Annotated in this window: 18 protein-coding genes and 2 pseudogenes; 10 read left to right on the plus strand and 10 right to left on the minus strand. The window is 66.4% G+C overall.

The features are described 5' to 3' along the window. Positions 1-4 precede the first annotated feature (4 nt). Positions 5-1,378, minus strand: coding sequence for an iron-containing alcohol dehydrogenase (locus F0U60_RS53155; protein ID WP_395812194.1), 1,374 nt, complete (start codon positions 1,376-1,378; stop codon positions 5-7). Between the two features lie 509 nt (positions 1,379-1,887). Here F0U60_RS53155 and F0U60_RS53160 point away from each other — a divergent pair. The 4 genes from F0U60_RS53160 to F0U60_RS53175 all read left to right on the plus strand — a co-directional run bounded on the left by F0U60_RS53160 (position 1,888) and on the right by F0U60_RS53175 (position 8,963). Continuing rightward, complete coding sequence (locus tag F0U60_RS53160) at positions 1,888-3,078, plus strand: AbfB domain-containing protein (protein WP_395812195.1); 1,191 nt, start codon at positions 1,888-1,890, stop codon at positions 3,076-3,078. Positions 3,079-3,101: 23 nt separating this feature from the next. Beyond that, entirely contained in the window at positions 3,102-4,526 is a 1,425-nt protein-coding gene (locus tag F0U60_RS53165; protein ID WP_395812196.1) for a family 43 glycosylhydrolase, read from the plus strand. Positions 4,527-4,546: 20 nt separating this feature from the next. Continuing rightward, positions 4,547-6,442 (plus strand): RICIN domain-containing protein, encoded by a 1,896-nt coding sequence (locus F0U60_RS53170; protein WP_395812197.1) that lies wholly within the window; start codon positions 4,547-4,549, stop codon positions 6,440-6,442. 61 nt (positions 6,443-6,503) lie between these two features. Next, on the plus strand, positions 6,504-8,963 hold the full coding sequence (locus F0U60_RS53175; RefSeq protein ID WP_395812198.1) for an acylase: 2,460 nt from the start codon (positions 6,504-6,506) through the stop codon (positions 8,961-8,963). Positions 8,964-9,055: 92 nt separating this feature from the next. On the opposite strand, the gene F0U60_RS53180 is transcribed toward F0U60_RS53175, so the two are convergent. Then, the gene (locus F0U60_RS53180) at positions 9,056-9,298 is read right to left on the minus strand and encodes an ATP-dependent helicase HrpA (protein ID WP_084738122.1); all 243 of its coding nucleotides are present in this window, start codon (positions 9,296-9,298) and stop codon (positions 9,056-9,058) included. Positions 9,299-9,578: 280 nt separating this feature from the next. Continuing rightward, complete coding sequence (locus tag F0U60_RS53185) at positions 9,579-10,154, minus strand: TetR/AcrR family transcriptional regulator (RefSeq protein ID WP_395812199.1); 576 nt, start codon at positions 10,152-10,154, stop codon at positions 9,579-9,581. A 144-nt stretch (positions 10,155-10,298) separates the two neighbouring features. Between F0U60_RS53185 and F0U60_RS53190 the strand changes: the two genes are divergently transcribed. Further along, positions 10,299-11,342 carry an aldo/keto reductase gene (locus F0U60_RS53190; RefSeq protein ID WP_395812200.1) on the plus strand — a complete coding sequence of 348 codons (1,044 nt, stop codon included), beginning with the start codon at positions 10,299-10,301 and terminating at the stop codon, positions 11,340-11,342. Positions 11,343-12,335: 993 nt separating this feature from the next. Here F0U60_RS53190 and F0U60_RS53195 read toward each other — a convergent pair. Continuing rightward, positions 12,336-12,959 (minus strand): TetR/AcrR family transcriptional regulator, encoded by a 624-nt coding sequence (locus tag F0U60_RS53195; RefSeq protein WP_395812201.1) that lies wholly within the window; start codon positions 12,957-12,959, stop codon positions 12,336-12,338. An 84-nt stretch (positions 12,960-13,043) separates the two neighbouring features. Between F0U60_RS53195 and F0U60_RS53200 the strand changes: the two genes are divergently transcribed. Beyond that, positions 13,044-14,090, plus strand: a complete 1,047-nt coding sequence (locus tag F0U60_RS53200; protein WP_395812202.1) for an aldo/keto reductase — start codon at positions 13,044-13,046, stop codon at positions 14,088-14,090. 443 nt (positions 14,091-14,533) lie between these two features. Here the strand turns inward: F0U60_RS53200 and F0U60_RS53205 are convergent, their stop codons facing one another. Beyond that, entirely contained in the window at positions 14,534-14,965 is a 432-nt protein-coding gene (locus F0U60_RS53205) for a MarR family winged helix-turn-helix transcriptional regulator (protein WP_395812203.1), read from the minus strand. Between the two features lie 71 nt (positions 14,966-15,036). Here F0U60_RS53205 and F0U60_RS53210 point away from each other — a divergent pair, with 71 nt between their 5' ends. After that, entirely contained in the window at positions 15,037-16,074 is a 1,038-nt protein-coding gene (locus F0U60_RS53210; protein ID WP_395812204.1) for a zinc-binding dehydrogenase, read from the plus strand. Then, entirely contained in the window at positions 16,071-16,955 is an 885-nt protein-coding gene (locus F0U60_RS53215) for an alpha/beta hydrolase family esterase (protein WP_395812205.1), read from the plus strand. The genes F0U60_RS53210 and F0U60_RS53215 overlap by 4 nt, the downstream gene beginning before the upstream one ends. A 647-nt stretch (positions 16,956-17,602) precedes the next feature. Here the strand turns inward: F0U60_RS53215 and F0U60_RS53220 are convergent. From F0U60_RS53220 to F0U60_RS53230, 3 genes and pseudogenes are all read right to left on the minus strand, one after another. Then, positions 17,603-18,373 (minus strand): dienelactone hydrolase family protein, encoded by a 771-nt coding sequence (locus tag F0U60_RS53220; RefSeq protein WP_395812206.1) that lies wholly within the window; start codon positions 18,371-18,373, stop codon positions 17,603-17,605. 266 nt (positions 18,374-18,639) lie between these two features. Beyond that, a pseudogene (locus tag F0U60_RS53225) lies at positions 18,640-18,783 on the minus strand (Imm52 family immunity protein); the annotation flags it as partial. Between the two features lie 30 nt (positions 18,784-18,813). After that, positions 18,814-19,746: a transposase gene (locus tag F0U60_RS53230; RefSeq protein ID WP_395812207.1), complete on the minus strand. Its 933-nt coding sequence runs from the start codon at positions 19,744-19,746 to the stop codon at positions 18,814-18,816. A 131-nt stretch (positions 19,747-19,877) separates the two neighbouring features. Here F0U60_RS53230 and F0U60_RS53235 point away from each other — a divergent pair, with 131 nt between their 5' ends. Further along, positions 19,878-20,738, plus strand: coding sequence for a hypothetical protein (locus F0U60_RS53235; RefSeq protein WP_395812208.1), 861 nt, complete (start codon positions 19,878-19,880; stop codon positions 20,736-20,738). Positions 20,739-20,793: 55 nt separating this feature from the next. Here F0U60_RS53235 and F0U60_RS53240 read toward each other — a convergent pair whose 3' ends face one another. After that, positions 20,794-21,543, minus strand: a complete 750-nt coding sequence (locus F0U60_RS53240) for a hypothetical protein (RefSeq protein WP_395812209.1) — start codon at positions 21,541-21,543, stop codon at positions 20,794-20,796. Then, positions 21,540-21,707, minus strand: a complete 168-nt coding sequence (locus F0U60_RS53245) for a hypothetical protein (RefSeq protein WP_395812210.1) — start codon at positions 21,705-21,707, stop codon at positions 21,540-21,542. The genes F0U60_RS53240 and F0U60_RS53245 overlap by 4 nt, the downstream gene beginning before the upstream one ends. A gap of 660 nt (positions 21,708-22,367) precedes the next feature. Here F0U60_RS53245 and F0U60_RS53250 point away from each other — a divergent pair. Further along, positions 22,368-23,195, plus strand: a pseudogene (locus tag F0U60_RS53250) (transposase); the annotation flags it as partial. Position 23,196: the final 1 nt, after the last annotated feature.

The raw sequence follows: 23,196 nt of genomic DNA on the forward strand, positions 1-23,196 counted from the left end.
CGGCTCACCCGAGCACGCCGCGAGAGATCGCGGCGACGAGCGCCTCCTCCTGGCCCAGCTCGTGCGCGAGATCGAACGTCGTATAGCGATTTCGGAGCAGACGGACGTTGCGCACGGGCAGCAGCCGGTAGTGCTCGTCGATTCCCAGCTCATCGAGCGAGAAGGGAAAGCCAGCACCGGCCAGCAGGGTGATCGCATCGGAGAGCTCCCTCAGCAGGGGCTCGGCCATGCGCTGAATGGACTCTCTCTCCCGGGCAAACGCTCCCAGGTGTTGGGCCAGCGTCGCGCGGTCGCGCACCCGGCCCCGCATCTCCTCCGCAATCTTGTGCCGGAAGGGGCCCATCTTCGCCTCCAACCGCTCGTCCCATGGCGGCTCCTGCTCCAACGCCATGAGCCGCCCCTCCAGGTCCACCTGCGTCTCCGCCAGCCGGCGGTACCAGTCGACATAGCCGGGCAGGACGAGCCGGCACGCGGCGCCGACCAACAGCCCGTGCAGGTCGTGCTCCTCCTCGGCCACGGCGCCCGCCATCTCCCAGAAATGCGCGATGGTGTGCTCGGCCGAGGCAGCCGGTCGCGAGCTGCCCAGAGCCTGCATCGCGAACCCCGACACGAGCGCCGCCTCGGTGAGTGAGCGAACCGCCGCGAGGGGATGCGCCTGCCAGGTGCGCGCGGCCGCGAGCGCCTCCCGGGCGGACCCGAGGGCCAGTCCGGCAATGGTGTCGCAGAGGGATTCACGCGTCACCGTCCGGGCGAGGTTCCAGTCGAGATGGGCCAGGTACTTGGCCAGCAGATCTCCCAGGCCCGCCAGGAACAGCGGGTGGGGAGCTCGAGCAATCACCTCCACGTCGGCCACGATGACCTCGGAAGGCCGGGCCGGGACGGCCCGATGGTACCCCTCGATGCGGATGGCCGCCGTCGCCGAGCTGTAGGCATCCACCGAGGGCGCGGTCACAACGCACCAGTTGGGCACGCCGGTATCCAGGGACACCTTCTTCACCAGATCGCTGATGACACCGCTGCCCACGCTGACCAGGAGATCCGGGGAGAGTGCCCGCACCTCGGCGGAGAGCTCGTTCACCAGCGCCAGCGTCGGCACTGGCCTTGGCTCCCCGGGAAGAACCCGCGCGGCAATCCGGCTGGCGCTGACGGCTGTCTTCCACCGCTCCGCAGCGGCGGCTTCCGTGTGCTCGTCACTCAGCACCCAGAGCACCGGACCGCCCCCCCGCTGCTGACGTAGGAGCTCGGCCGATTCTCGCAGTGCATCCTCGCCGACGAGCACCTGCTTCACAGAGATGCGGTGGTGCTTCCCGCAGGTACAGGCGAGCACTCCGTCTGGACCGAGGCGCTCGAGGAGTTCTCGCAGAGATGAAGTGGACATCCGCTCAACCTAACCAAGGCATGAAGCGCCACGCCATATACTTTGGTGAAGCGCCAGGCGGACGTCGAACCGAAGCAACCGGTTGAAGCAAACCGTGCTCAACCGTGCCCCGTAACCCCCGGAGTGTTGGCTTCAGGACGAGTGCCGACCGCGTGCCTGAAAGCGAACGGACGCGAGCAGCCGCACGAGAGCAACACGCACCGCCTGACAGTCAATGCCGCAATGCGTTGTCTGAATTATCTGGATTCTGGGTCTTGACTGCCAGCGCGGAATCCATTCACCCTGACACGATTCGAGGCGCTCGTCCTGATGTTCACCTCGATATCCTAGCACCCCAACCCCGAGGAACTCCCATGTGTCTAAAGAAAGTGGTGAGCAACTCCCGTCCCGGCATGTTAGCGCTCACATGCGGGCCCCCTCCTCTCGCGCTTCTTCCGGTTTTATGGGCTGCGCTGCTGCTGTTCACGCTCCGGTCAACCCCGGCAATCGCGACCACGAGCGTGTACACGATGAGCGCATTCACGAGCTCCAGTGAATCGAACATGTATGTGTACCAGTCCTATAACGGGACCCATTACGGGCTGATGAAGGGACCGGCGTACACACCTCCGTCAGGGTTGATCCGAGATCCCAGCATCCTGAAGCACACCGACGGGATGTACTACGTCACCTACACCACGAACTGGGAAGGCAATACGATTGGCTTCGCCCGAAGCGCCGACCGGGTGAACTGGACCTTCCTCCGGAATGTCACGCTCCCCGTCGCGAACCTGCAAAACACCTGGGCGCCGGAGTGGTTCAAGGACAGCGATGGCAGCGTCAACATCATCGTGTCCCTTCGCACGACCGGCGCCACCAACTTCACCCCTCATGTCATCAAGGCGCAGAACAGCTCGCTGAGCGCCTGGTCTGCTCCCGTGCCGCTGGCGGGCCTGAGTCCCAACTACATCGACACCTTCATCGTCAAGATTGGGAGCACCTACCACGCGTTCACCAAGAACGAGACAACCAAGTACATCGAGTACGCGACGTCCTCCAGCCTGACCGGCCCCTATACCTTTCGAGGCACCGGAGATTGGGCGGGCTGGGGAAACTGGGTGGAAGGCCCGGCCCTGTACCAGTTGGACGATGGCACCTGGAGGATCCTCTTCGACGCGTACACCACCTCGAAGTACTACTACAGCGACTCCACCAACACCTTCGCCTCCTGGTCAGCCAAGAAGGAGCTCCCCTCGCTCACGGGCTTCGTCCGGCACCTGACCGTCCTGAAGGAAGCGGGGCAGCCCGGCGATATCCGGCGTCTCCAGTCCTTCAACTTCCAGACCCGCTTCGCCCGCCATTACAACTATCAGGCCCGCATCGACGCGAATGTGTCACCGGTGGAGGACTCGCAGTTCCGGATCGTCGCCGGCCTGGCCGACAGCGGCGCCATCTCGTTCGAGTCCGTCAACTTCCCTGGCTACTTCCTGAGGCATGACAACTACCTGGTCGTCCTCGCGAAGAATGACGGCACGAGCCAGTTCAAACAGGACGCCACCTTCAGGGACGTGCCCGGTCTAGCCAACTCGAGCTGGTTCTCCTACGAGCCATACAACCTGCCCGGCTACTACCTCCGACACTACGACTATGTGCTCCGGGTGGATCCCATCTCCACCTCTGTCGAAAAAGCGGACGCGACGTTCAAGGAAGTCACCCCCTGAGCCGACGAAAGGAAGGAATTCCCATGACCTCGTCATCCTTCGCGAAGCAGTTCGTCCCCGCGCTGTTCGTCGTATCTCTGGTCCTGCTGCTGACGGCCAGTACCGCCGGGGCCGCGGCCCCCCAGTACACGAACCCGCTCATCCAGCAACGGGCTGATCCCCATATCTACAAACACACCGACGGCTATTACTACTTCACGGCGTCCGTTCCGGAGTACGACCGCATCATCCTGCGGCGCGCGAAGACGATCCAAGGCCTGGCGACCGCATCGGAAACGGTCATCTGGAGGAAGCATGCGTCCGGCGAGATGGCCGCGCACATCTGGGCGCCGGAGATCCACTTCATCAACGGCAAGTGGTACATCTACTTCGCCGCGGGTGCCTCCAACGACATCTGGAGAATTCGCATCTATGCCCTCGAGAACGCCAGTGCCAATCCCCTGAGCGGCACCTGGACCGAGAAAGGCCGAATCTACACGCACGTGGATTCGTTCGCGCTCGATGCGACCACCTTCGAGCACAACGGCCAGCGGTACATGCTCTGGGCGCAGAAGGACCCGGAGAGCAACCTGTACATCGCGAAGATGAGCAGCCCCACCACCCTCATCCTGCCCGCGGTCCTTATTGCGAAGCCCCAGTACTCCTGGGAGACCCAGGGCTTCTGGGTCAACGAAGGCCCAGCCGTCATCAAGCGGAATGGAAAGATCTTCGTCGCCTACTCCGCCAGCAAGACCGATGACCGCTATTGCCTGGGACTGCTGACGGCCTCCGCGAACAGCGATCTGCTGAATCCTGCATCCTGGACGAAGTCGCCGAACCCCGTCTTCACGAGCAACGAGAAGACGAGCCAGTACGGCCCTGGCCACAACTCCTTCGTCGTCGCCGAGGACGGGCAGAGCGACATCCTCGTCCACCATGCGCGGAACTACAAAACCATCGTCGGCGATCCGCTCTACGATCCGAACCGTCATACCCGCGTGCAAAAGCTCTATTGGAACGCGGACGGAACTCCCAACTTCGGGATTCCGGTCGCGGAAGGAGTCACCCCCTTCCGGTTCAAGTCCCACAACCTGCCGAGCTATGTGATCCGACACTGGGAGTACAGGGCGAAGCTCGAAACGAACGTCAGCAACCTGGGGGATTCGCAGTTCAGGCTCGTGCCAGGACTCGCCGGCTCCGGCACGGTTTCGTTCGAGTCAGCAAACTTCCCGGGCTACTACCTGCGGCACAAGAACTTCGAGCTGTGGGTGGAGAAGAGCGACGGCTCCACCTCGTTCAAGAACGACGCGTCCTTCCACCAAAGGGCAGGCCTGGCGGACAGCAGCGGCTTGTCGTTCGAGTCGTACAACTACCCCGGCAGGTACATCCGTCACTACGACTACCTGCTCTACGTCCAGACACTCACCACCACCACTGACCGGTCCGACGCGACGTTCCACCTGGATTGACGCTTGTGAAGAGGCTCACCATGTTCAGACCCAGCAATGGAATTGTCAGCGGGCTGTGTGCCCCGCTGCTCTGCCTGGCACTCGTTGCCCTTCCCGCCTCGAGCGCCCATGCCATAGGGGAGCTCACGTTTATCAACCCGCTGCTCGAGAATGGAGCGGACCCCTGGTTGCAGTACCACAACGGCAACTACTATCTGGCCACCACGACGTGGAACTCTCAGGTGGTGATGCGCAAGGCACCGACGCTCGCGGGCCTGCGCACCGCGGCTCCCGTCCACGTGTGGTCGGACACGACCGCGGACCGGTGTTGCAGCCACTGGGCGCCAGAGTTCCACCGGCTCACCGGGCCCAACGGCACCCGCTGGTACTACATGTACAGCTCAGGCCGCAGTGGCACCCTCGACTACCAACATCTCACCGTGCTGGAGAGCGCCGGCGATGACCCCATGGGCCCGTACTCGCTCAAGGGGTCTCCCATGGAGACGACCTGGAACATCGACGGCAGCTACATGCAGCTCAACGGGAATCTCTACCTGCTCTGGTCGGAGTGGGAAGGCCCGGATCAGAGTCTGTTTATCGCGCGGATGACCAATCCGTGGACCATCACCGGCCCGAAGGTGAACATCTCCAAGCCCAGCTACAGCTGGGAGATCGAGGGCGGCAGAACCAACGAGGGTCCGGAGGTGCTGCAGCGCAATGGACAGACGTTCATCGTGTTCTCAGCCAGCTCCTGCAACACCCCGTACTACAAACTGGGTCTGTTGACCCTCATCCCCGGGAGGGATCCGCTCAACGCCTCGTCGTGGACCAAGTCCCCCTCCCCTGTGTTCCAGGCCGCCAACGGCGTCTACGGTCCAGGCCACAATGGATTCTTCACTTCACCCGATGGCAAGGAGAATTGGATCGTCTACCACGGCAATGCGAGCTCCAGCCAAGGCTGTGGCTCGACACGCTCCACCCGGGCCCAGAAGTTCACCTGGAACGCCGATGGCACGCCCCATTTTGGCTCCCCCGTGTCGACCAGCACCTCGCTGGCCGTCCCCTCGGGGGAACACGGACCGATCACCACCGCGGTTCGAGGTGCGGCGTACCAGTTGGTCAACCGCAACAGCGGCCTGTGCGCGGGAGTGACCGGCAGCTCCGGCTCGGACGGGGCCGACGTGGCACAGCACGCCTGCGGCTCGGCCTCCACCGAGTGGGTGCTCGACTCCACCGCGGACGGCTACTACCGGCTCGTCAACCGCTCCAGCAACAAGGTGCTGGATGTGGCGGATTGTGGCACCAGCGACGGCACCAACGTGCGCCAGTGGGCCTGGTTGAACAACGCTTGCCAGCAATGGCAGGTCATCCCCACCACGGAGGGCTGGTTCCGGCTGCAGAACCGCCAGAGCGGCAAGGTGCTCGACGTCGCCAACTGCGGCACCGCCAGCGGCACCGACATCCGTCAATGGAGTTGGCAGGGTAACAACTGCCAGCAGTGGCGGCTGCAGCCGGTGGGCAAGCTGGCGATCGTCAGCGCGCAGAGTGGCAAGGTGCTCGACGTCGCCAACTGCTCCACCGCCAACGGCACCGACGTGCGTCAATGGCCCTGGCTCAACACTGCCTGCCAGAAGTGGAATTTCCAGCACACCGACAACGGCTTCTATCGAGTCGTGCCGACCCACGCCACCAGCAGCTGCCTCGCGGTCAGCAGCGGCTCCACCGCGGACGGCGCCAACATCGACCAGGGCTCATGCTCGAGCACCCACAGCCAATGGCGCGTCGATTTCCTCGCCGATGGCGCGGTGCGCCTGGTGGCGCGGCACAGCGGCAAGGTCGTCGACCTGGCCAACTGTGGCCTCGCTGACGGCACCGACATCGCCCAGTGGAGCTGGCTAGACAACATCTGCCAACGATTCCACCTGATGCCGGAGTAACCGCGGCCCCCCGCATGAGTTAAACAGGGGAGGCGGCGTCGCTACACTGGGAGCCATTCCCATGCACACCGCCTCCTCTTCGGACTGCTTCGTACGGTCTGACGCGTCCGCGCGTCCGCACCGCTGGTCCACCCTCCTGCTGTCCCTGGCCCTGGTGGCCTCCACGGGCTGCCCGGACCCGGACCCAAAACCCCCCGAGCCCCAGCCCCGTTACCAAGCCACCATCCGCCGCACCGCCTACGGCATTCCTCACATCACGGCCCCCAACCTCGGCGGCGTGGGCTTCGGTCAGGGGTATGCCTTCGCGCAGGATCATGCCTGCGTCCTGGCGGATCAGATCATCAAGGTTCGCGGCGAGCGCGCCCGCTTCTTCGGGGCAGGCCCCGGAGACACCCACCTCGCCAGCGACTTCGTCTACCGCTCCCTGGGGCTGCTCGAGCGCGGCAAGGCGGGTCTCGAGGCCCAGCCCGAGGACTCCCGCCAGTTCCTCGAAGGGTTCACCGCCGGCTACAACCACTTCCTGGCGAGCCCCGGGGCCACGCGGTTGTCCTGCGCCGGTCAGCCCTGGCTGCGCCCCATCGGCGCGGACGAGATGGTGGCCTACCTCATCAACATCACGCTGACGGCCAGCACCTACCGCCTCGTCGACGCCATCGCCGCGGCGCAGCCTCCCAGTCCGAAGGGCGTGCAGTCTGTACCGCCCGCGCTGCCGCCGCGCGAGGAGGCAGGCCTCGCCAGCAACGGCTGGGCCCTGGGCGCCGAGCGCACCGCCAACGGGCGAGGCATGGTGTTGGCCAACCCGCACTTCCCGTGGGAGGGCGAGCTGCGGCTGTGGGAGAGCCACCTCACCGTGCCCGACCAGCTCGACGTCTACGGCGTCTCCCTGCTCGGCGCACCGGGTGTCCTCATCGGCTTCAACAAGGACGTGGCCTGGACGCATACCTTCTCGTCCGGCTCGCGCTTCACCGCCTATCTGTTGAAGCTCGTCCCCGGCAAGCCCACCACGTATGTGTATGAGGGCCAGGAGCGGCAGATGACGGCCCGGACCTTCACCCTCCAGGTGCTGCAGCCCGATGGCTCACTGAAGGACGTCTCCCGTACCCTCTACAGCAGCCACCACGGCCCCCTGCTGGCCCTGCCCGGCCTGGGATGGACTGAGTCCATCGCCGTCAGCTACCGGGACGCCAACCTCGACAACACCACCTTCTTCACCCAATTCCTGGGCATGGGACGGGCCACCAGCCTCCAGCAGTTCCAGGAGGTCTTCGCCACCGCGCAGGGCAGCCCCTGGGTGAACACCATGGCCACGGATCCCGAGGGGAACGTCTGGTACACGGATGCCTCGGCCACGCCCAACCTCAGCGCCGAGGCCCTGGCGAAGTGGCAGCAGGCAGTCGCCACGCCCGGCTCGCCACAGGCCGCGCTGCTGGCCCATGGCTTCGTGCTGCTCGACGGGAGCACTGCCATCAACGAGTGGGTGGAGGAGCCCGGAGCGCGCAGCCCGGGGCTCGTACCCTTCGCGCGGGTGCCGAAGCTGTCCCGCCGCGACTTCGTCTTCAACGCCAATGACAGCTATTGGCTGGCCAACCCCGCGCAGCCTCTGGAGGGCTTCTCCCCCCTGCATGGCTTCGAGCGCGTGCCCCAGTCGCCCCGTACCCGGATGAACCTCGTCGCGCTCACCGAGGTGCGCGAGGGAGGCGCCTCCGGCCCCGACGGCCGATTCACCCTGGAGGAGCTGCAGGCCACCGTCCTCGACAACCGCAGCATGACGGCCGAGCTGCTGCGCGCGCAGGTGGTCCAGCGCTGCCAGGGCAACCCCACGGGTACCGCTCGGGGTCAGGGGGTGGACCTCACCCAGGCGTGCGCCGTGCTGGCGGCGTGGAATGGCCGCTACGACACGAACAGCGTGGGCGCGCCCCTCTGGCGCGAGCTGATGGGCGTCTACGGCACCGCGGCCCTGCAGAACGCGGGCACCCTGTTCGCCACGGCGTTCTCCCCCTCGCAGCCCCTGGAGACGCCGAACACGCTCGCGCCGGCGCCCACGTCGGGGGCGGATCCGCTCCTGGACAACCTGGCCGAGGCCGTGCTGCGCCTGGGGGATGCCGGCATCGCAGTGGATGCGCCGCTGGGCCAGGTGCAGTTCACGCCACGAGGTGGCTCGCGCACGGCCCTTCACGGTGGCGTCGCGGTGGATGGCACGATGAACGTCGTCAGCTACCGCTCCCTGAAGTCCACGCTGGACGCGCCGACACCGCGCGGCACGGTCATCACTCCCACGACGGGCCTCACCACCCAGGGATATGTCGTCAATTATGGGACGAGCTTCCTCATGGCCATGCGCTACACCGACAGCGGCCTGGAGGCCCGGGCCGTGCTCACCTACGGCGAGTCTGAAGACCCGGCCCGCATCAACGACCAGCTCCAGCTCTTCACCCAGAAGCAGTGGCGGCCCATCCTCTTCTCCGAACAGGAGATCGCCAGCTCTCCGATTCTCGAGACGACGACCGTCACCCTGGATTGAGCTGACCGCCTTGAATGGCACCGGGCGGCGGGTTCGATTCCCGCCGCCTCCGCTAGGGGAGTTGGGGCGTGTTGACAGCGGCTGCGCCAGGTTCAGCACCACGCCCGCTGGGGTGGTCCCCGGGCCGGGGCCCGCTTCAGCGCCTGCGTGGGAAGTCCCAGGTGCTCCAATATCGAGCGCACCCCAGCGGGGGCCGTCACATACGCCAGCACCTTTCGCCTGCCTCCGCACCGCGGACAGGCGAACACGTCTAGTGCGAACGTCCTGCGCAGCAGCCCGGCCCAATCCACCCGCGCCGTCCTCTGCTTCCTCGGCTCCTCCACCGTCGCGGCCAAGCAGAGGCTCTCCTTCTGGGGGCCCGCCTCCGTCCCCGCTTGAGGGAGACCCCTGGAGTGAAGAGCAGTGAGAGGGAGACACGACTGCTACGGCTGGTGGGCAAGAGCCGCAAGCTGTTCGTGTTCCTGCGAGAGCATCGCCACGAGATTTTCGACGAGAACTTCCGGAAACAGTGGCCGAGGGAGACGCCATGGGTCGTATCTTCGACGGCGACTCGACGACGGACCGCGCTGACGCCGTCGTCAGGGGCCGCTACGATGCAGGCGGCTCGACAGCCGCTCAGGTCCTGAGACCCGCGATAATCGCCCCGCTCAACCTTCTCGCATTTTCCTGCCAATCCGGGCTCGGAGAAACCGTCGCCACCCCGGTCACCGCACGCACGAGGTCCAACGGGTCGAAATCGCGTCGTAGGCATCCGTGCTCGACAGCGCGGTTGAAAAGCATTGTCAGCGCTTCTCCGACATCGGCGCACGATTCATCGTCGCGGTCCAACGATGTCGACAGCAAGGCGCTCGTGGTTTCCGCGACGATCTGCTTGGTGGCGAGGCACTCCACAAACGCCTTCATCCATTCAACGAGTGCATCCACAGGTGCATGGGTGGCAGCGAGTTCGGTGGCGGTGTCGATCAGTCCGCGCGCATCCTCGGCACACACCGCCTCCAGGAGCGCGGCCCGGGTCGGGAAGTGGCGGTAGAGCGTGCCGTTCCCCACGCCGGCAGCCTGGGCGATCTCGTCGAGACTCGCGCCGGCCCCCTTTTCCGCAAGCACGCGCTTGGCCTCCTTGAGGATCAGGGCACGGTTGCGCTGGCCATCAGCGCGCGCCTTTCGTGGCGCAGGCGGGACAATGTCGGGCATCGGTAGAAAATATCCTTGATAAGCGGAGTGTCACTCCGTTAATAAGCGGAGTGCGCCCCCGGTTCGCTGAATGTAGCGCGATGGGGGTGCGTTCGCAAACGGCGCGAGGCGTGAGAGCCCGGGCCCATTTGGAGGAATCTGACGATGCGTTACAAATATCTGGGACAGTCGGGCCTTCGCGTGTCGAACCTGTCGTTGGGGACAGGCAACTTCGGGACCGCGTGGGGGCATGGTGCAAGCCCAGCCGACGCGAAAGCGATGTACGATCACTATCGCGGCGCGGGCGGAAACTTCATCGACACTTCCACCAATTATCAGTTCGGCGAGGCTGAGGTCTACCTCGCGGACATGATCGCATCCGACCGCGACGATGTCGTGCTGGCGACCAAGTACACGACTGGAACCACGGCGGACAGCAGTCTGCAACTGACCGGCAACGGCAGGAAGTCGATGATCCAATCGGTCGAGGCGAGCCTGCGGCGCTTGAAGACCGATCGCATCGATCTGTTGTGGGCGCACGCTTCCGACAATGCCACGCCGATCGAGGAGATCCTGCGGGCGTTCGACGATCTCGTCCGGTCGGGCAAGGTGCTGTATGTCGGCCTGAGCAACTTCCCGGCCTGGCGGATCGCGGCCGGTGCGACCGTGGCCAGCTTGCGCGGGTGGGCGCCGCTTGCGGCGATACAACTCGAATATAGCCTGGTCGAACGCGCGGCTGAGCGCGATCTCCTGCCCATGGCCGAAGCCTTCGGGATCGGCGTCCTCGGCTATTCGCCGCTCGGCGGCGGCATGTTGACCGGCAAGTATCGGCGCGGCGAGAGCGGCAGGGCGCAGACGTTCCTGAGCGTCTTCGTGCATAAGGAAGACGATGGAAACAAGAACGCGATCCTTGATGTCGTCCAGGGGATCGCCGATGACGCGGGCGTGACACCTGGAGAGGTCGCAATCCGTTGGTCGATGACCAAGGGAGTCATCCCTATCGTCGGCCCAAGAACAACGGAGCAGTTGACCACGAACCTGAGGGCTGCCGAGCTCGAGCTGAGCGCAGAGCAGATCGAGCGGTTGGACAAGGTCAGTGCCATCCCGCTCGGCTATCCCCACAAGTTCAGGAAAGACCCGTTCGTCAATCAGTCCATTACCGGAGGCAGGGCCGAATCGCTGGACGCCCCGTCGCACTTCGTTCTGTGATGATATGACGAGCGACCTCACATGCTTAGCGGCGCTGCTATTCCAGGTCACGTACGCATGAACTGCTGGCGGGGTCGGCCCATCTACCGCTCCCGCCACGGAGCGTGAATCATCTCCCCGCCGTCTCGGCGATCCATGCGTGCGTGATCTGGTCCAATCGACCAATGAAGGAGTGGACTGGGCAGGGTGGCTCGATTTGCGATTGACGGATCATACTGCGCAGCCAGCAGCGTCGGTTTGCACCCGCCGCCGGTGATGGCAGCCCCGTAAGCACGGCTCAGTCGCGAGCACTGCTGCTTGTTCCGGCGCGTCGCGGTCCTGTGATGCCAAACAACTTCGGAGTTACGCGGCGGCGTGATGCGGGGCGGGGGGCGGCGGTCCCCGCTTTGCCAGCGCCTCGAGGGCTCGCCGATCTCCGCCAGATATGCGACACGCGCGGCCTCCTTGACCGGGCCGTCACCACGCACCTTCCGAGCGAGCGAAGCGACCCGCGCGGCGTCGACCAGATGACGGCACCTGGTGGGGTACGCGCCATTCTGGAGCACCTGGGGCTGAGCTTGCCCCAATTCCAAGCCGCTCCGGCCAGAAGCGCACCTGGGACTTCCCACGCAGGCTCTGAAGCGGGCCCCGGCCCGGGGACCACCCCAGCAGGCGTGGTGCTGAACCTAGCACAGCCGCTGTCAATACGCCCCAACTCCCTGCCTCTCTCCTCAAGCGAGGGCGGCCAGGGCAGGGGTGTGCCCCAAGGGGTTGTACCGTCCCGTGGTTCCAGGTCACACTGGGCGTGCCCGTCTCCTTCTTGAAGATGCGCACCCAGAGTTCCTTCCTGGTTTGATGATTCAATTCCAGCCACTTCTCGAGCTGGTGCGGTGTCTCGAATGAGAGAGCTTCGGAGGAATGCATGCTCTCACCGTAGACTCAGAAGCGCTCACGGACCAACGCTTTCAGGCCATGTCCTCCCACCCCTCGCGCGCTCGTCGCGAGGGGTAGGCATCATCTCTGTCCGGCGGACTGGTGCTGACGGCCGGACGTCTCGGCCGTGCAGGCCGCGGAGATCGTCTTTCGCGTGGACTTCAGCACCTCGTCCGCCAGGGCAGGGTCCGCCTTGGCGACCGCGCGCGAGACCGCGATGGCGCCAATCTGCGCCGCGACGGCGGCCACCGCGAGCCGCCGTCTCCGGGCCGGTGGAAGCTCCTCCTCGAGCGACTTCTCGAGCATCGCCACCACCTCCGCGAAAGCGCCCGCGAACCGGGCGCTCACGTCGCTGCCCTGCCGCGCGATCTCGCTGGCGGACGCGGTCATCGGGCAGCCCGTCTCCAGCCGGTCACGCGCTTCGCTGGAGAAGATATCGGCGAGGTGCTCCTCGAACGAGGGGCGCCGATCCGGCGCCGCCGCGCGGGCCTCGGCCAGGTTCCTCTCGAACCCGTACCAGAAGGCCTCCGCCACCAGCGCCTCCTTCGATGGGAAGTGCGCGTAGAGCGCGCCGTGGGTCAACCCCGCCGCCTTGGCGACCTCCGCGACACCGACACCATCTATTCCCCGCTGCCGGAACAGCTGGCTGGCCGCTCGCAGCAGCGCGACCCGGTTCTCCGCTGCCTTCTCCTTGGAAACACGCATGCCCCGATTTTAATTGCGGACGCCACCAAAGTCACTTAAATTGCGGTCACAATCAAAGCGGCGGCAATAGCGGGAGACATCACGATGCGCTACAAACTCTTTGGCAGACACACGGGGCTGCGGGTCTCCGAGCTCGTCCTCGGGACCGCGAATTTCGGGACGCGGTGGGGACATGGCACCGAGCCGGACGAAGCCCGCCGCATCCTCGACACCTACGCCGAGGCAGGCGGCAACTTCATCGACACGGCCAATGGCTACCAGGACGGCCAGTCCGAGGAGCTGCTCGGCGACCTGCTGGCGGGACGGCGCGACCACTTCGTCCTGGCCACGAAGTACACCTGCCGGGCGGATGCCCGCTCCGGCATCCTCACCACGGGCAATAGCCGTCAAGCCATGGTCTCGTCCGTCGAGGCGAGCCTGAAGCGGCTCAAGACCGAGCGGATCGATCTCTACTGGGCCCATGTCTCGGATGGCGTCACGCCGCTCGAGGAACTCGTGCGGGGCTTCGATGACCTCGTCCGGGCCGGCAAGATCCTCTACGCGGGCCTTTCCGACTTCCCCGCGTGGCGGGTCGCGCGGGCCGCGACCATGGCGGAGCTGCGTGGCAGCGCGCGGATCGCGGGCCTCCAGGTCGAGCACAGCCTCGTGCAACGCACGACCGAGCACGAGCTGCTCCCGGCCGGCCATGCACTCGGGCTCGGGGTCGTGGCCTTCTCGCCACTCGGTGGCGGGATGCTGACTGGCAAGTACCGCAAGGGGGAGCGCGGACGCGCCGAAGGTCTCTCCGGGGCCGGATTCCAGGCCGAGAACTCCCCGCAGCGCACCGCCGTCCTCGACACGTTGCTCGCGGTCGCCGAGGAGGCCGGCGCCACGCCCGGCGAGCTCGCCATCGCCTGGGTCGCCGCCAAGGGCTCGTTTCCCATCATCGGGCCGCGCACGCTCGCGCAGCTCGAAGACAACCTCGCTTCCACACGGGTGACGCTGTCGCCCGAGCACCTCGCGCGTCTCGACCAGGTGAGCGCGATCCCGCCGGTCTTCCCCCACACGGTGCTCGAAGATCCCCGAATCCGCGATCTCTACACGGGCGGGAAGTTCGCACAGATCGACGCTGGGGGCGAACCCGTCGCGTGACCACGACCGGAGAAGGTGTCCGGAGAAGGTGTCAGACGATTCGTAGGAGACGAGATGTCGGAATGAGTCCTTTGACACCTTCCCCGGCCTTCGTCGCGGCGTTCCGAGAGGCGGCGGCGCGGTGGCGGCGGGGAGACTTCTGGGTGAGCTTCCCTCCCTACTCCTTCCCGCCGCGTGTCGCGCCGGATCGCGTCGCTCGAGTTCCTTGACACCCTCTCGGGACAATGACGAGGCGCGTCGCCTGATCCCGCCGTGGGCGCGGCGGCCACGGCGGTGGGGGGACCCCTGGCTCCCGTGGGCGCGGCGATGGTGGCCTCGGCCGGCCAGGAACTGGGCTTCATCGGGGACCGCTGGCGTGACAGACAGTCGAAGGAGTTGATCCGACCATCCACAAGATCGGGCAGCGGACCGGGTGGACGTCCGGACCGGTCGCGGCCATGTCCTCAGAACGTGTACTGAATCAGGCGCGTCAGCAGCGCGAGCAGCTCGGCGCGCTCGCGCTCGGTGAGACGAGCGAGCGGTGAGGCATCGCTCACGACCCGCATGAGCCGGTCGCTCACCTGGCGCCCGAGGGGCGTGAGGCGAAGCAATCGCTTGCGGCCATCTCCCGGGTCGGGGACGCGCTCGGCGACGCCCGACTGCTCGAGCTGCCTCGCCAGGAGGGTCACGTTCGACGCGTCACAGGTGAGCTGCTCGGCCACCGCGCTCATGGAGAGGCCCTGGTCGCTCCGCCTCAACGTCCAGAGCACACCGGAGGCGAACTCCGTCAGGCCGACCTCCTCCAGAAGCCGTGCCGCTGCGGCGCGGTGGATGGTGGTGAGCTGGTTCATGAGTGCCGCGATCTCCGGGATCGCTTCGCGGTCGCGCGCTGCCATGCTCTCTTCTCCTTGAGTCACTCAAGTATCCCTGTTACTCCTTGAGTCACTCAAGCATACCGGAGTGAGGCATGAATCGGTACATTGATGGCGAAGTGGTGATTGCGTCGAAGCGGGGTGGTCCCGAGACGCTCGCGGTGAGGCCGCGCCGTTTTGACGAGCCCCGCGCGGGGCTGGTCCGTGTCGCGGTGGAAGCCGCGGGCGTCGCGTACGGAGATCTGCTGCTGCGCGAAGGGCTGGTACCGGGGGCGGCTTTCCCGGTGATTCCCGGATACGACGCGGTCGGCGTGGTCGAGGCCCTCGGGGCGGACGTGACCGGGGTGTCGGTCGGCGACCGCGTCGCCGTGCGGACGGACGGAACGGGCGGTTACGCGTCGCACGTGGAGGCCACGCCGGCCTTGATGGTGCCGGTCCCGGCCGCGCTGAGCGGGGAGGTCGCGGTGGCGCTGGTGCTGAACTACACGACCGCCTGGCAGATGCTCACCCGGGTCGCTCCGGTCGGGGCGGGCGGAACGGTCCTGGTCCACGGCGCCTCCGGTGGCGTGGGCGGCGCGCTGGCGGAGCTCGCCCGGCTGCGGGGACTGCGGGTGCTGGGGACCGCCTCGCCGAGCCGGTTGAAACGGTTGGAAGACCGGGGAGTGGTTCCACTCGATCGCTCGGGCGATTGGGCGGCGCGGGCGCGCAAGCTGACCCCGGCCGGACTCGATGCGGTGTTCGACGCCGAGGGAGGGGCCGTCGCGAGGCGCTCGCTCGGCCTCCTCGGACCTGGCGGCCACCTGGTGGTGTACGGAGCGTCGGGGAGTCTTCGGGGCGGAAGGAGGAGCCTGCTCGGCCTCGTCCAGATGGCGCTCACCTCCCCATTCCTGTCCGCGCTGTCCCTCTTCATCCGGGGCGTGGGCGTGAGCGGCTATCTCTCCTCGTCGTTCGTGCCGGCCCGCCCGGCTTGGTTCCGCGAGGATCTCACGCACCTGCTCGAGCTGGCCGCTCGGGGGGAGATTGCTCCGGCGATGGGTGCACGGCTGCCGCTTCGTGACGCGCCGGAGGCCCATCGCCTCCTCGCCACCGGGACGGCCGGCAAGCTGGTGCTGCTGCCGGGAAGTGCGGCATGAGCGGCGCATCCCGTTCGCGCGTGACGGCGCACCGACGTGAGCGGGTCGTGGACGGGCGCGCTCGTTCACTGCTCGAGGTCACGTCCGCCGGGAAGACGGCTCCCCCGACACGCCTGCTGATCGCCGTCCATGGTTCGAACCAGACCGCGGCGAGCTTCCGGGACTTCACCGGCCGGACACTCGACGACTGGAGCGGCCACGGTGAGCCCGTCGTCTATCCCGAATCGTGGAAGCGGGGCTTGTGGAACGACGCCCGGGTGAGCACGAAGAGCCGCGCCCGGCACGAGGGCGTCGACGACATCGCCTTCCTGCGAGCCCTCGTGGACGACTACCGGGCGCGTGGGGTCGAGCACGTGTATGCCCTCGGGTTCTCGAATGGCGGTCAGCTCGTGATCCGCGCGCTCCACGAAGCGCCGACCTTGTTCGACGCCGCGGTCCTCGTCGGCGCGACCCTGCCGGCGCCGGGCAATCTCCTGCCAATGCGGGAGCCCGCGGTGAGACCGGTGCCGATGCTGCTGGTGCACGGGACGCGGGATCCGATCGTGCCCTATGCAGGGGGCATGGCGAGCCTGTTCGGCTTCCGCCCTCGCGGGTTGATGAGCTCGTTCGACGACAGCGAGAAGTACTGGGTCGAGCGCGCCGGGATCCGCCACGAGCCGCGGGTCGTGAACCTTCCCCGGAGCGACGCCACCAGAACCACCGTGGTCCGGCGCTCGTTCACCCAGGACGGGCACGCCGCCGTCCTCGCGGTCACCATCGAGGACGGCGGTCATGTCTTTCCGAACCGGCACCGTCCGGCATTTCGCCTCATGGGACGGACGAGCGCCGACCTCGACATCGCGCGAGAACTCGTCGCACTGCACCGGGCTTCCCCGGAGTGAAGCCGGGGGCCGCTGAAGACGAACCCACTGAAGCGGGGGGAGTTCGACGAGTTCGTTGTCTGTTCCAACGGGACAGGGTGAGCCTGGACATCTTCTGGCTCAAGGACGAGTCATTGGAGGACTCAGCGAACCTTCCTGAGCCGGATGTCGTTGCCGGAGAGATCGTGGACGACTTGCGTGCGGCCCTGGAGCCGTGCGAGGCGAGCCGGAGAAGGTGTCAAACGACTCGATCGGCACGTCCTGGAGCCGGGAGCGCGGGGGACGGGAGAGGGCCAGGCCCAGTTCGCTCTGTCCCACCTGGTTCTCGACGGGGACTCGCCGTACGAGGTGCCCGTACGAGGTGCCTGACACCTTCCCGGGGCAACCGGGCCGTCCCCGGCTGCCTGACGCTGTCGGCGCTCGTCACCCTGCTGCTCTGGTCGGGATCCACTGGTTCTCTGCGACGTGAGTCTGCCGTACGCCGCCGATCTCGGCCGGCATGCGGCGGGACGCGGCGGTCGCCGTGTCGCAGGTCGCCCTGGGCGTCGCCTCCGAACCGTCCAGGCCGCCCGGCGGGTGCTGCGGCCGCCGCCCCACCACGCGCGCGGACGCCTCGCGGGCGGGGCCGCGGGTCGGGCGTTCGCGCGTCTTCCTCCCGCGCCCCTGCCTCATGCACGTCGGGCGCCTCGGTCCTCCGCGAAGAGGTCGAGGACCGCCCGCCATGAGCGCACGGTGTGTTTCGGGTGGTAGCCGACACCTGGCACGGTCGCCTCGAGATGCATGAGCCCTTCGGCCGGCGACCCGTCCGGGTTCGTCGGGCGCGCCCAGAAGGCGTGCTTGGCACCGCCGTAGATGTCCACGCGCCAGTCAACCCCGGCCTCCTGCAGTGCCCGACCGAATGCGAGGAGCTGGTCGGGGGTGCAGAGCGGGTCCTCGGAACCGGTGCAGAGGAGGAAGGTGCCGTTCACGTCGCGCCAGTCCCGGGCGTCGGGTTCGGGCAGGCTGGGATGGACGACCGCGATGGCTTGGAAGGGTGCGCCCGTCCTCGCAAGCTCGAGGACGACGTGGCCGCCGGCACCATAGCCGAGGGCCAGGAGCCGGTCGGCGTCGACCCCGGGCGTCGAGAGGAGGACGTCCAGCGCCGCGCGGCCGATGGCCCGCATCCGTCCGGGGTCGGCCAGCAGGGGCATGACCCGGGCCAGCATGGCGTCGGGCCTGCCGAAGAAGGTCTGCCCGCCGTGGTAGTCCATCGCGAGTGCGATATGGCCATGCGCGGCGATGTCATCGGCGCGGCTCCGCTGGTAGTCGTCGAGACCGACGCCGTCGTGTCCGATGAGGACCGCCGGCCAGGGACCCTCGCCACGGGGGCGCGCCAAGTGCGCGACCATGTTCAGGCCGTCCGCCTCGTAGATGATCCGGGCAGTCGTTACTTCGTGCATGATTTGCTCTCCTCACTTGCGGACGCAGCATAGTTCATGCCGTCCGCGTCGTAGATGGTCCGGGAGGTCATCACCTCGTGCATGCCTTGCCCTCCTCGCTTGCGGACGCGGCATGCTGGTGGCGTCCGCCACCGACTGCGTGCCGGTGCTGCCTGGCGGATCGCATCGCGCCAGCATGGTGCGAACATGAAGGGAGCACACCTTCCGATCGACGGGCCTCGGCGGGAGGGACCGATGCCGAACCCGCGCGGTCGCGCGCCGGAGGGTCAGCCGTTACGGCGTGGATCGGGTGCGAGAACGATCAGGGTGCCCTTGTCCTCTACGGGCTCCGTCCGAACAGGTGGCGGCAGCGGAGGCACCTCGCCGCGCGTCCGCGCCAGGTACGTGAGCCACCCCGCGAAGCCCCTGGGATCCTTCTCCCCCGAGAGGGCGAGAGGGTGTCAAAGAACTCGAGGGACACGGTCCGGGACAACCCGCGGCGGGAAGGAGAAAGGCGGAAAGGGCGCTGAGAAATCCCCTCGCCCCCAGCGAGCCGCCGCCTCTCGGAACGCCGCGACGAAAGTCCGGTACTGCTCACGTAACTCCCGCAGCGCCTGGCGCGTGGAGGCATGCCCCAGGGGCCGCGAGCTGCGCTTGAGGTGCTGGGGCCGGGTATGCGGGTGCTGTGCCCTCACGGCTCTCACCCCGAGGACAGGCTTGTCCCTTGCACGAGCCTCGGCTTCCACTTCCTCCACCAGTGCCCGCACCGCACGCTGCCTCTCCTCCTCACCCAGTCCTTTCCAACACGGCAGGGGCACCACCTCCAACTCCACGGGCTCGGCCCATTGTTCCGCGAAGCGTCCCCGCTCTTCCGCCATGTCCGCGCTGCCCCTTTTGTTCCAGCGTTTTGTCCAATTGAACCACTGGAACACTCGCCGAGCCGACCCCAACAATTGCGGCAGACACGTCAGGCCCGGCCACTCGACGCTCCTCTCCACCAGCCCCTCCTTTACCCCGTGGGCCAGCACGTAGCGCAGCCGGCCCACCAGGGCCGTGTCGTCCAGCACCGGCTCCGCCGAGTACCGCCTCTCCCAGAAGCTGCCACTCCAGTCCACCAGCCGCCCCACCTTCTTGGACAGATTGGAGCGCAAATACTGCATGAAGGAGGCGAGCGCGGCTCCCCGCGCCCACACCAGCAGGTGGAAGTGGTTGGAAGCGAAGGTGAAGGCGTGCAGCCGGACGGTGCCGGCGCTGTGCTGGACGGCTCGCGCCAGCACGCCTCCCACCACCTCGTTCATCTCTGTGCTGGGACGCAGCAACAGCCGTCCCTGGAAGCACCTGGACGTGACGAAATAGAGCCCCTCCTCCTGGAACATCCTCAACGGCCAGCCCATCCCCCGCCCCCGCGTGCACTCCGCCGGGCTGGATGCACTCCGTGGGCCAACTCCAAGTCCTCCGTTCTCGCGCAAGTCCCTCGTTTCGAGTCCTTTGACACCGTCTCGGCTCTCGCTGGGAGGTGCGGGCCGTGCTCGACCGGCTGTGGGAGTTGGTCGCGGGCGGCATGGGGCCGGGCTGGGCCAGGTACATCCAGGCCTTCTTCCACCACCACTTCGAGGCCAGACCCTGGCTGGCCCTTGTGCAGGCCGAGCAGGGGACGCGGGACTTCCGCGAGTTGGGCATGGAGCGGGATGCACTCACGGTGCAAACCCTTTCAGGGATGGCCCTGGCGGCGTTGGGGGATGTCCCTGGGGGTGTGGAGCGGATACGGGAGGTGCTTGCTCCTCAGCAAGGGGGCGCGCCCCTCCCGAATGACGCGGCCCAGAATTTCCTGTGCCAGGTGCTGGCTGACAGTCCCGAGCCACAACACCGGCAGGAGGCTCAGACGCAGGCTCGCGAGGGGCTGGCGGGCGCGGAGAACGGCCATTTCTTCAGGCAGGGCATGATGCATGCCGTGCTGGCCAAGGTGATGACGGAGCGGGGAGAGCCGTGCGAAGCCGAGTCGCATGCACGCAAGGCCTGTGAGCTGCTGGCCACGTCTCAGACCGAGTTGATCCACGCCCGCGGGTACCTCAGTGCCACGCTGCTGGCCCAGGGTCGCGCCGAGGAGGCCCGGCAGGAGGCGGAGCGTGGCGTGCGGGAGTTGGAGCAGATGGGCAACTCGGGTGTGTACGCGGTGGCTACGCGTCTGGCTCTGGTGGAAGCCTGCTTCGCGCAAGGAGACGCGATTGCAGGAGAGGCCGCCCTGCGCGAGGCCCTTCACTGCGCGCGCACCCGGGCCAGCGACATCCCCGACCCCTCCCTGCGCGAGCGCTTCCTGCGTCAGGTGCCCGAGAACGCCCGCACCCTCGAGTTGGCCCGCCAACGCTGGGGCGAGCTCCCGGGGTAGGGCTCCCGCGTCCAGCATCTACGACTCAGTGCGGGCGGTGTCCCAGTGACTTCGCTCATGGAGTGGGGTCTTGGTCCTCGTCATCGCTGTCGTCGAACGCTTCGTCCTGAGGAACGCGCAGCAGGACCCGGTGGCCATTCCTGGGCCAGTACCCGACAGTGAACTCGTCCTCCCCCACCATCACGCTGGCGCCATGCGGAGGACTTGAGTGGTTCTTCAGCCATGCATCCGCTTCTTCCCGCGTGAAAAAGGAGCAGAGGGGCGGCAGATGCTCATCGAAGTGTGCCAGGAAGTGTGAGAACTCCCGCTCGCAGCCAGCTGCATGAATGAAGTGAAGGGCTAGCGCGGCGGAGTGCAGTCCTTCTAAGTCCTCCGGTGAATCACTGAGTACGGCTTCGGCCTGGTCCAGCGCAAGCCAGAGCCGCTCCTGCCCCTGTGCTCCGCCCGGTCTTCTCAAGTCCTTGGCGAGAGGGAGTCGCAACAGCAGGGGAGTGCCATTCAAGCGAGAGTAGCCAAGGGTATAGCGCTCGCCAGCGATTTGCATGTTCCCTCTTGGGGGAGGCACGAAGTGTGTCTTCAGCCAGGTGCCAAACTCTTCCGGACTGGAGAAGGCGCCTAGAAACGGAAGAGAGGCGCCCCTGAATGCGGCGAGGTAATCCTCGAAGTTGTGCCCATGGCCATCGAGCAGGAAGTAGGAAACATACAGAGCGGGTAGCAGAGCCTCGACGACCTCGGGTGAGCCGCTGAGCCGCTCTTGGGCCTTACGGATCGCCCCTACCCTCCTGTTCATCTCATCGCGATTCATTGCGCACCTCCCCCACGCACTGGCGCATCCGCACTGCTCGCTGAAGCCATCAGCACGAGAGGGGAGAGGACGAGCAGCCCCGTTCCCGCGGAGATGGTGACGAAGGTTACTCCTGCGATGACGACGACAGTGCCCACGAGGAGTTCCGTTCGATGTTTCTTCAACCACCCGACGGCATCTTCCACCGCTGAAAACCTCAGGGCTCTGGCCTTCTCGGCATCTACGCAGTCGTTGTAGGCAAGTAAGCACTTGTCTCGGCAGAGTTGGTTGTGGCGGGGGTGCCCACGGGGAATGTAATGATTCGGAGCAGGCAGCTTGCGCCGCATGCAGTTGCGGTGGCAGTCGATATGCTCCTGGTCACAGTCGCGAAGGCGGCCACTGACGAGGACAATCTCCTCCGAGGGAGTGCTACTTCTGACGGGGAAGGGCAGGTTCTGCAATCTCGCCTGGAACTCGGCCGCGGGCCGCCAGGAGTGCATGACCTGGCCATCGGGTCCGTCTTGAATGACCAGAGCCAGCTTGGGGAGTTCCTCGGGCGCGGGAGGATGAACAGAACGGATGCTGCTTCCGCAGGAAAGCAGGAGGCACGCCTGAAGCAGAAAAACGAGGCTGTGCAATCGAGGAGACGAACTCATTCGCGACGAACCTACTCAACAGAAAGTGAGGAATGTGGCCCCGAGTGTTGAAGGAGCCGAAGTTACCGCTTCCGTGATGAGTAGTAGGACTTCTCGGGGCATCATCGTGCTTGTCCCGCTGAAGGTGTCAAAGGACTCGTAGGGCAGGAAGGGTGGAACGATTCCTTTGACACCTCACGAGGCCAGAAGCGAGGGGGCCAGCACATGAAGAAGACGCAGTTGGCACGCCAGCTCCTGGAGCAGGTGTCGCGCTGGTTACCCCACAAGCCCGTGGAGGTGGTGGCTGACTGCGCCTACTCTTGCCGAGAGGTGCTGCGCCACCTGCCACCGGGCGTTGTCTTCGTGGGAGCCATGCGAGCGGACTCCACGCTGCACCGTCCGCGCACGCGCCCGTGCCGCTCGCCCGCCACGGGCCGCCTGCTCACCAAGGATATTCTCCTGCCCAAGCCCGAGAAGATTGCCCGGGACGACAAGCACCCCTGGCTGTCCATGACACTCACCTTGTATGGAGCGACCACGCAGGTGCAGTACAAGGAGTTGGTGGCCCGGTGGTATCGCTCCGCCGGCAAACTCCTGCTCAAAATCGTCCTCGTCAAGGTGCCACGCGGTGAGCTGTCCCTGCGCGTCTTCTTTTGCACCGACTTGAGCCGCACGGCCCGTCAAGTCATTGAAGACCATGGCAGCCGCTGGGGGATAGAAGTGCTGTTCCGCGACCTCAAGCAACTGCTGGGCTTCGCCTCTTCGCGAGCACGCTCTCCCCTGGCGGTACTGCGGACCGCGCCCTGGGTGGGTGTTTGCTACACCCTCCTGGTGCTCTGGTATATGGAACTGGGTTGGGACACTTCGCGGATGGGGTTGCCCCTACGTCCCTGGTGCCGCACCAAACACACCGTCAGCTTCGCTGACATTCTGCGCCTGGCTCAGCGCACGCTCGCCTCCGTGGACTGGGTGGACCCGCGTCTTCTTCTCGCCCGGTTGCCCCAACCCACTTCTCGGCCTCGGCCGAGAGCCGCATGAC

This window comes from Archangium minus (genome assembly GCF_044360475.1).
GTDB lineage: Bacteria > Myxococcota > Myxococcia > Myxococcales > Myxococcaceae > Archangium > Archangium minus.

Excerpts from the sequence above, each read along its gene's own strand:
- F0U60_RS53155 (WP_395812194.1), bottom strand. The coding sequence starts at position 1,378 with ATGTCCACTTCATCTCTGCGAGAACTCCTCGAGCGCCTCGGTCCAGAC.
- F0U60_RS53160 (WP_395812195.1), top strand. The coding sequence starts at position 1,888 with ATGAGCGCATTCACGAGCTCCAGTGAATCGAACATGTATGTGTACCAG.
- F0U60_RS53165 (WP_395812196.1), top strand. The coding sequence starts at position 3,102 with ATGACCTCGTCATCCTTCGCGAAGCAGTTCGTCCCCGCGCTGTTCGTC.
- F0U60_RS53170 (WP_395812197.1), top strand. The coding sequence starts at position 4,547 with ATGTTCAGACCCAGCAATGGAATTGTCAGCGGGCTGTGTGCCCCGCTG.
- F0U60_RS53175 (WP_395812198.1), top strand. The coding sequence starts at position 6,504 with ATGCACACCGCCTCCTCTTCGGACTGCTTCGTACGGTCTGACGCGTCC.
- F0U60_RS53185 (WP_395812199.1), bottom strand. The coding sequence starts at position 10,154 with ATGCCCGACATTGTCCCGCCTGCGCCACGAAAGGCGCGCGCTGATGGC.
- F0U60_RS53190 (WP_395812200.1), top strand. The coding sequence starts at position 10,299 with ATGCGTTACAAATATCTGGGACAGTCGGGCCTTCGCGTGTCGAACCTG.
- F0U60_RS53195 (WP_395812201.1), bottom strand. The coding sequence starts at position 12,959 with ATGCGTGTTTCCAAGGAGAAGGCAGCGGAGAACCGGGTCGCGCTGCTG.
- F0U60_RS53200 (WP_395812202.1), top strand. The coding sequence starts at position 13,044 with ATGCGCTACAAACTCTTTGGCAGACACACGGGGCTGCGGGTCTCCGAG.
- F0U60_RS53205 (WP_395812203.1), bottom strand. The coding sequence starts at position 14,965 with ATGGCAGCGCGCGACCGCGAAGCGATCCCGGAGATCGCGGCACTCATG.
- F0U60_RS53210 (WP_395812204.1), top strand. The coding sequence starts at position 15,037 with ATGAATCGGTACATTGATGGCGAAGTGGTGATTGCGTCGAAGCGGGGT.
- F0U60_RS53215 (WP_395812205.1), top strand. The coding sequence starts at position 16,071 with ATGAGCGGCGCATCCCGTTCGCGCGTGACGGCGCACCGACGTGAGCGG.
- F0U60_RS53220 (WP_395812206.1), bottom strand. The coding sequence starts at position 18,373 with ATGCACGAAGTAACGACTGCCCGGATCATCTACGAGGCGGACGGCCTG.
- F0U60_RS53230 (WP_395812207.1), bottom strand. The coding sequence starts at position 19,746 with ATGGGCTGGCCGTTGAGGATGTTCCAGGAGGAGGGGCTCTATTTCGTC.
- F0U60_RS53240 (WP_395812209.1), bottom strand. The coding sequence starts at position 21,543 with ATGAATCGCGATGAGATGAACAGGAGGGTAGGGGCGATCCGTAAGGCC.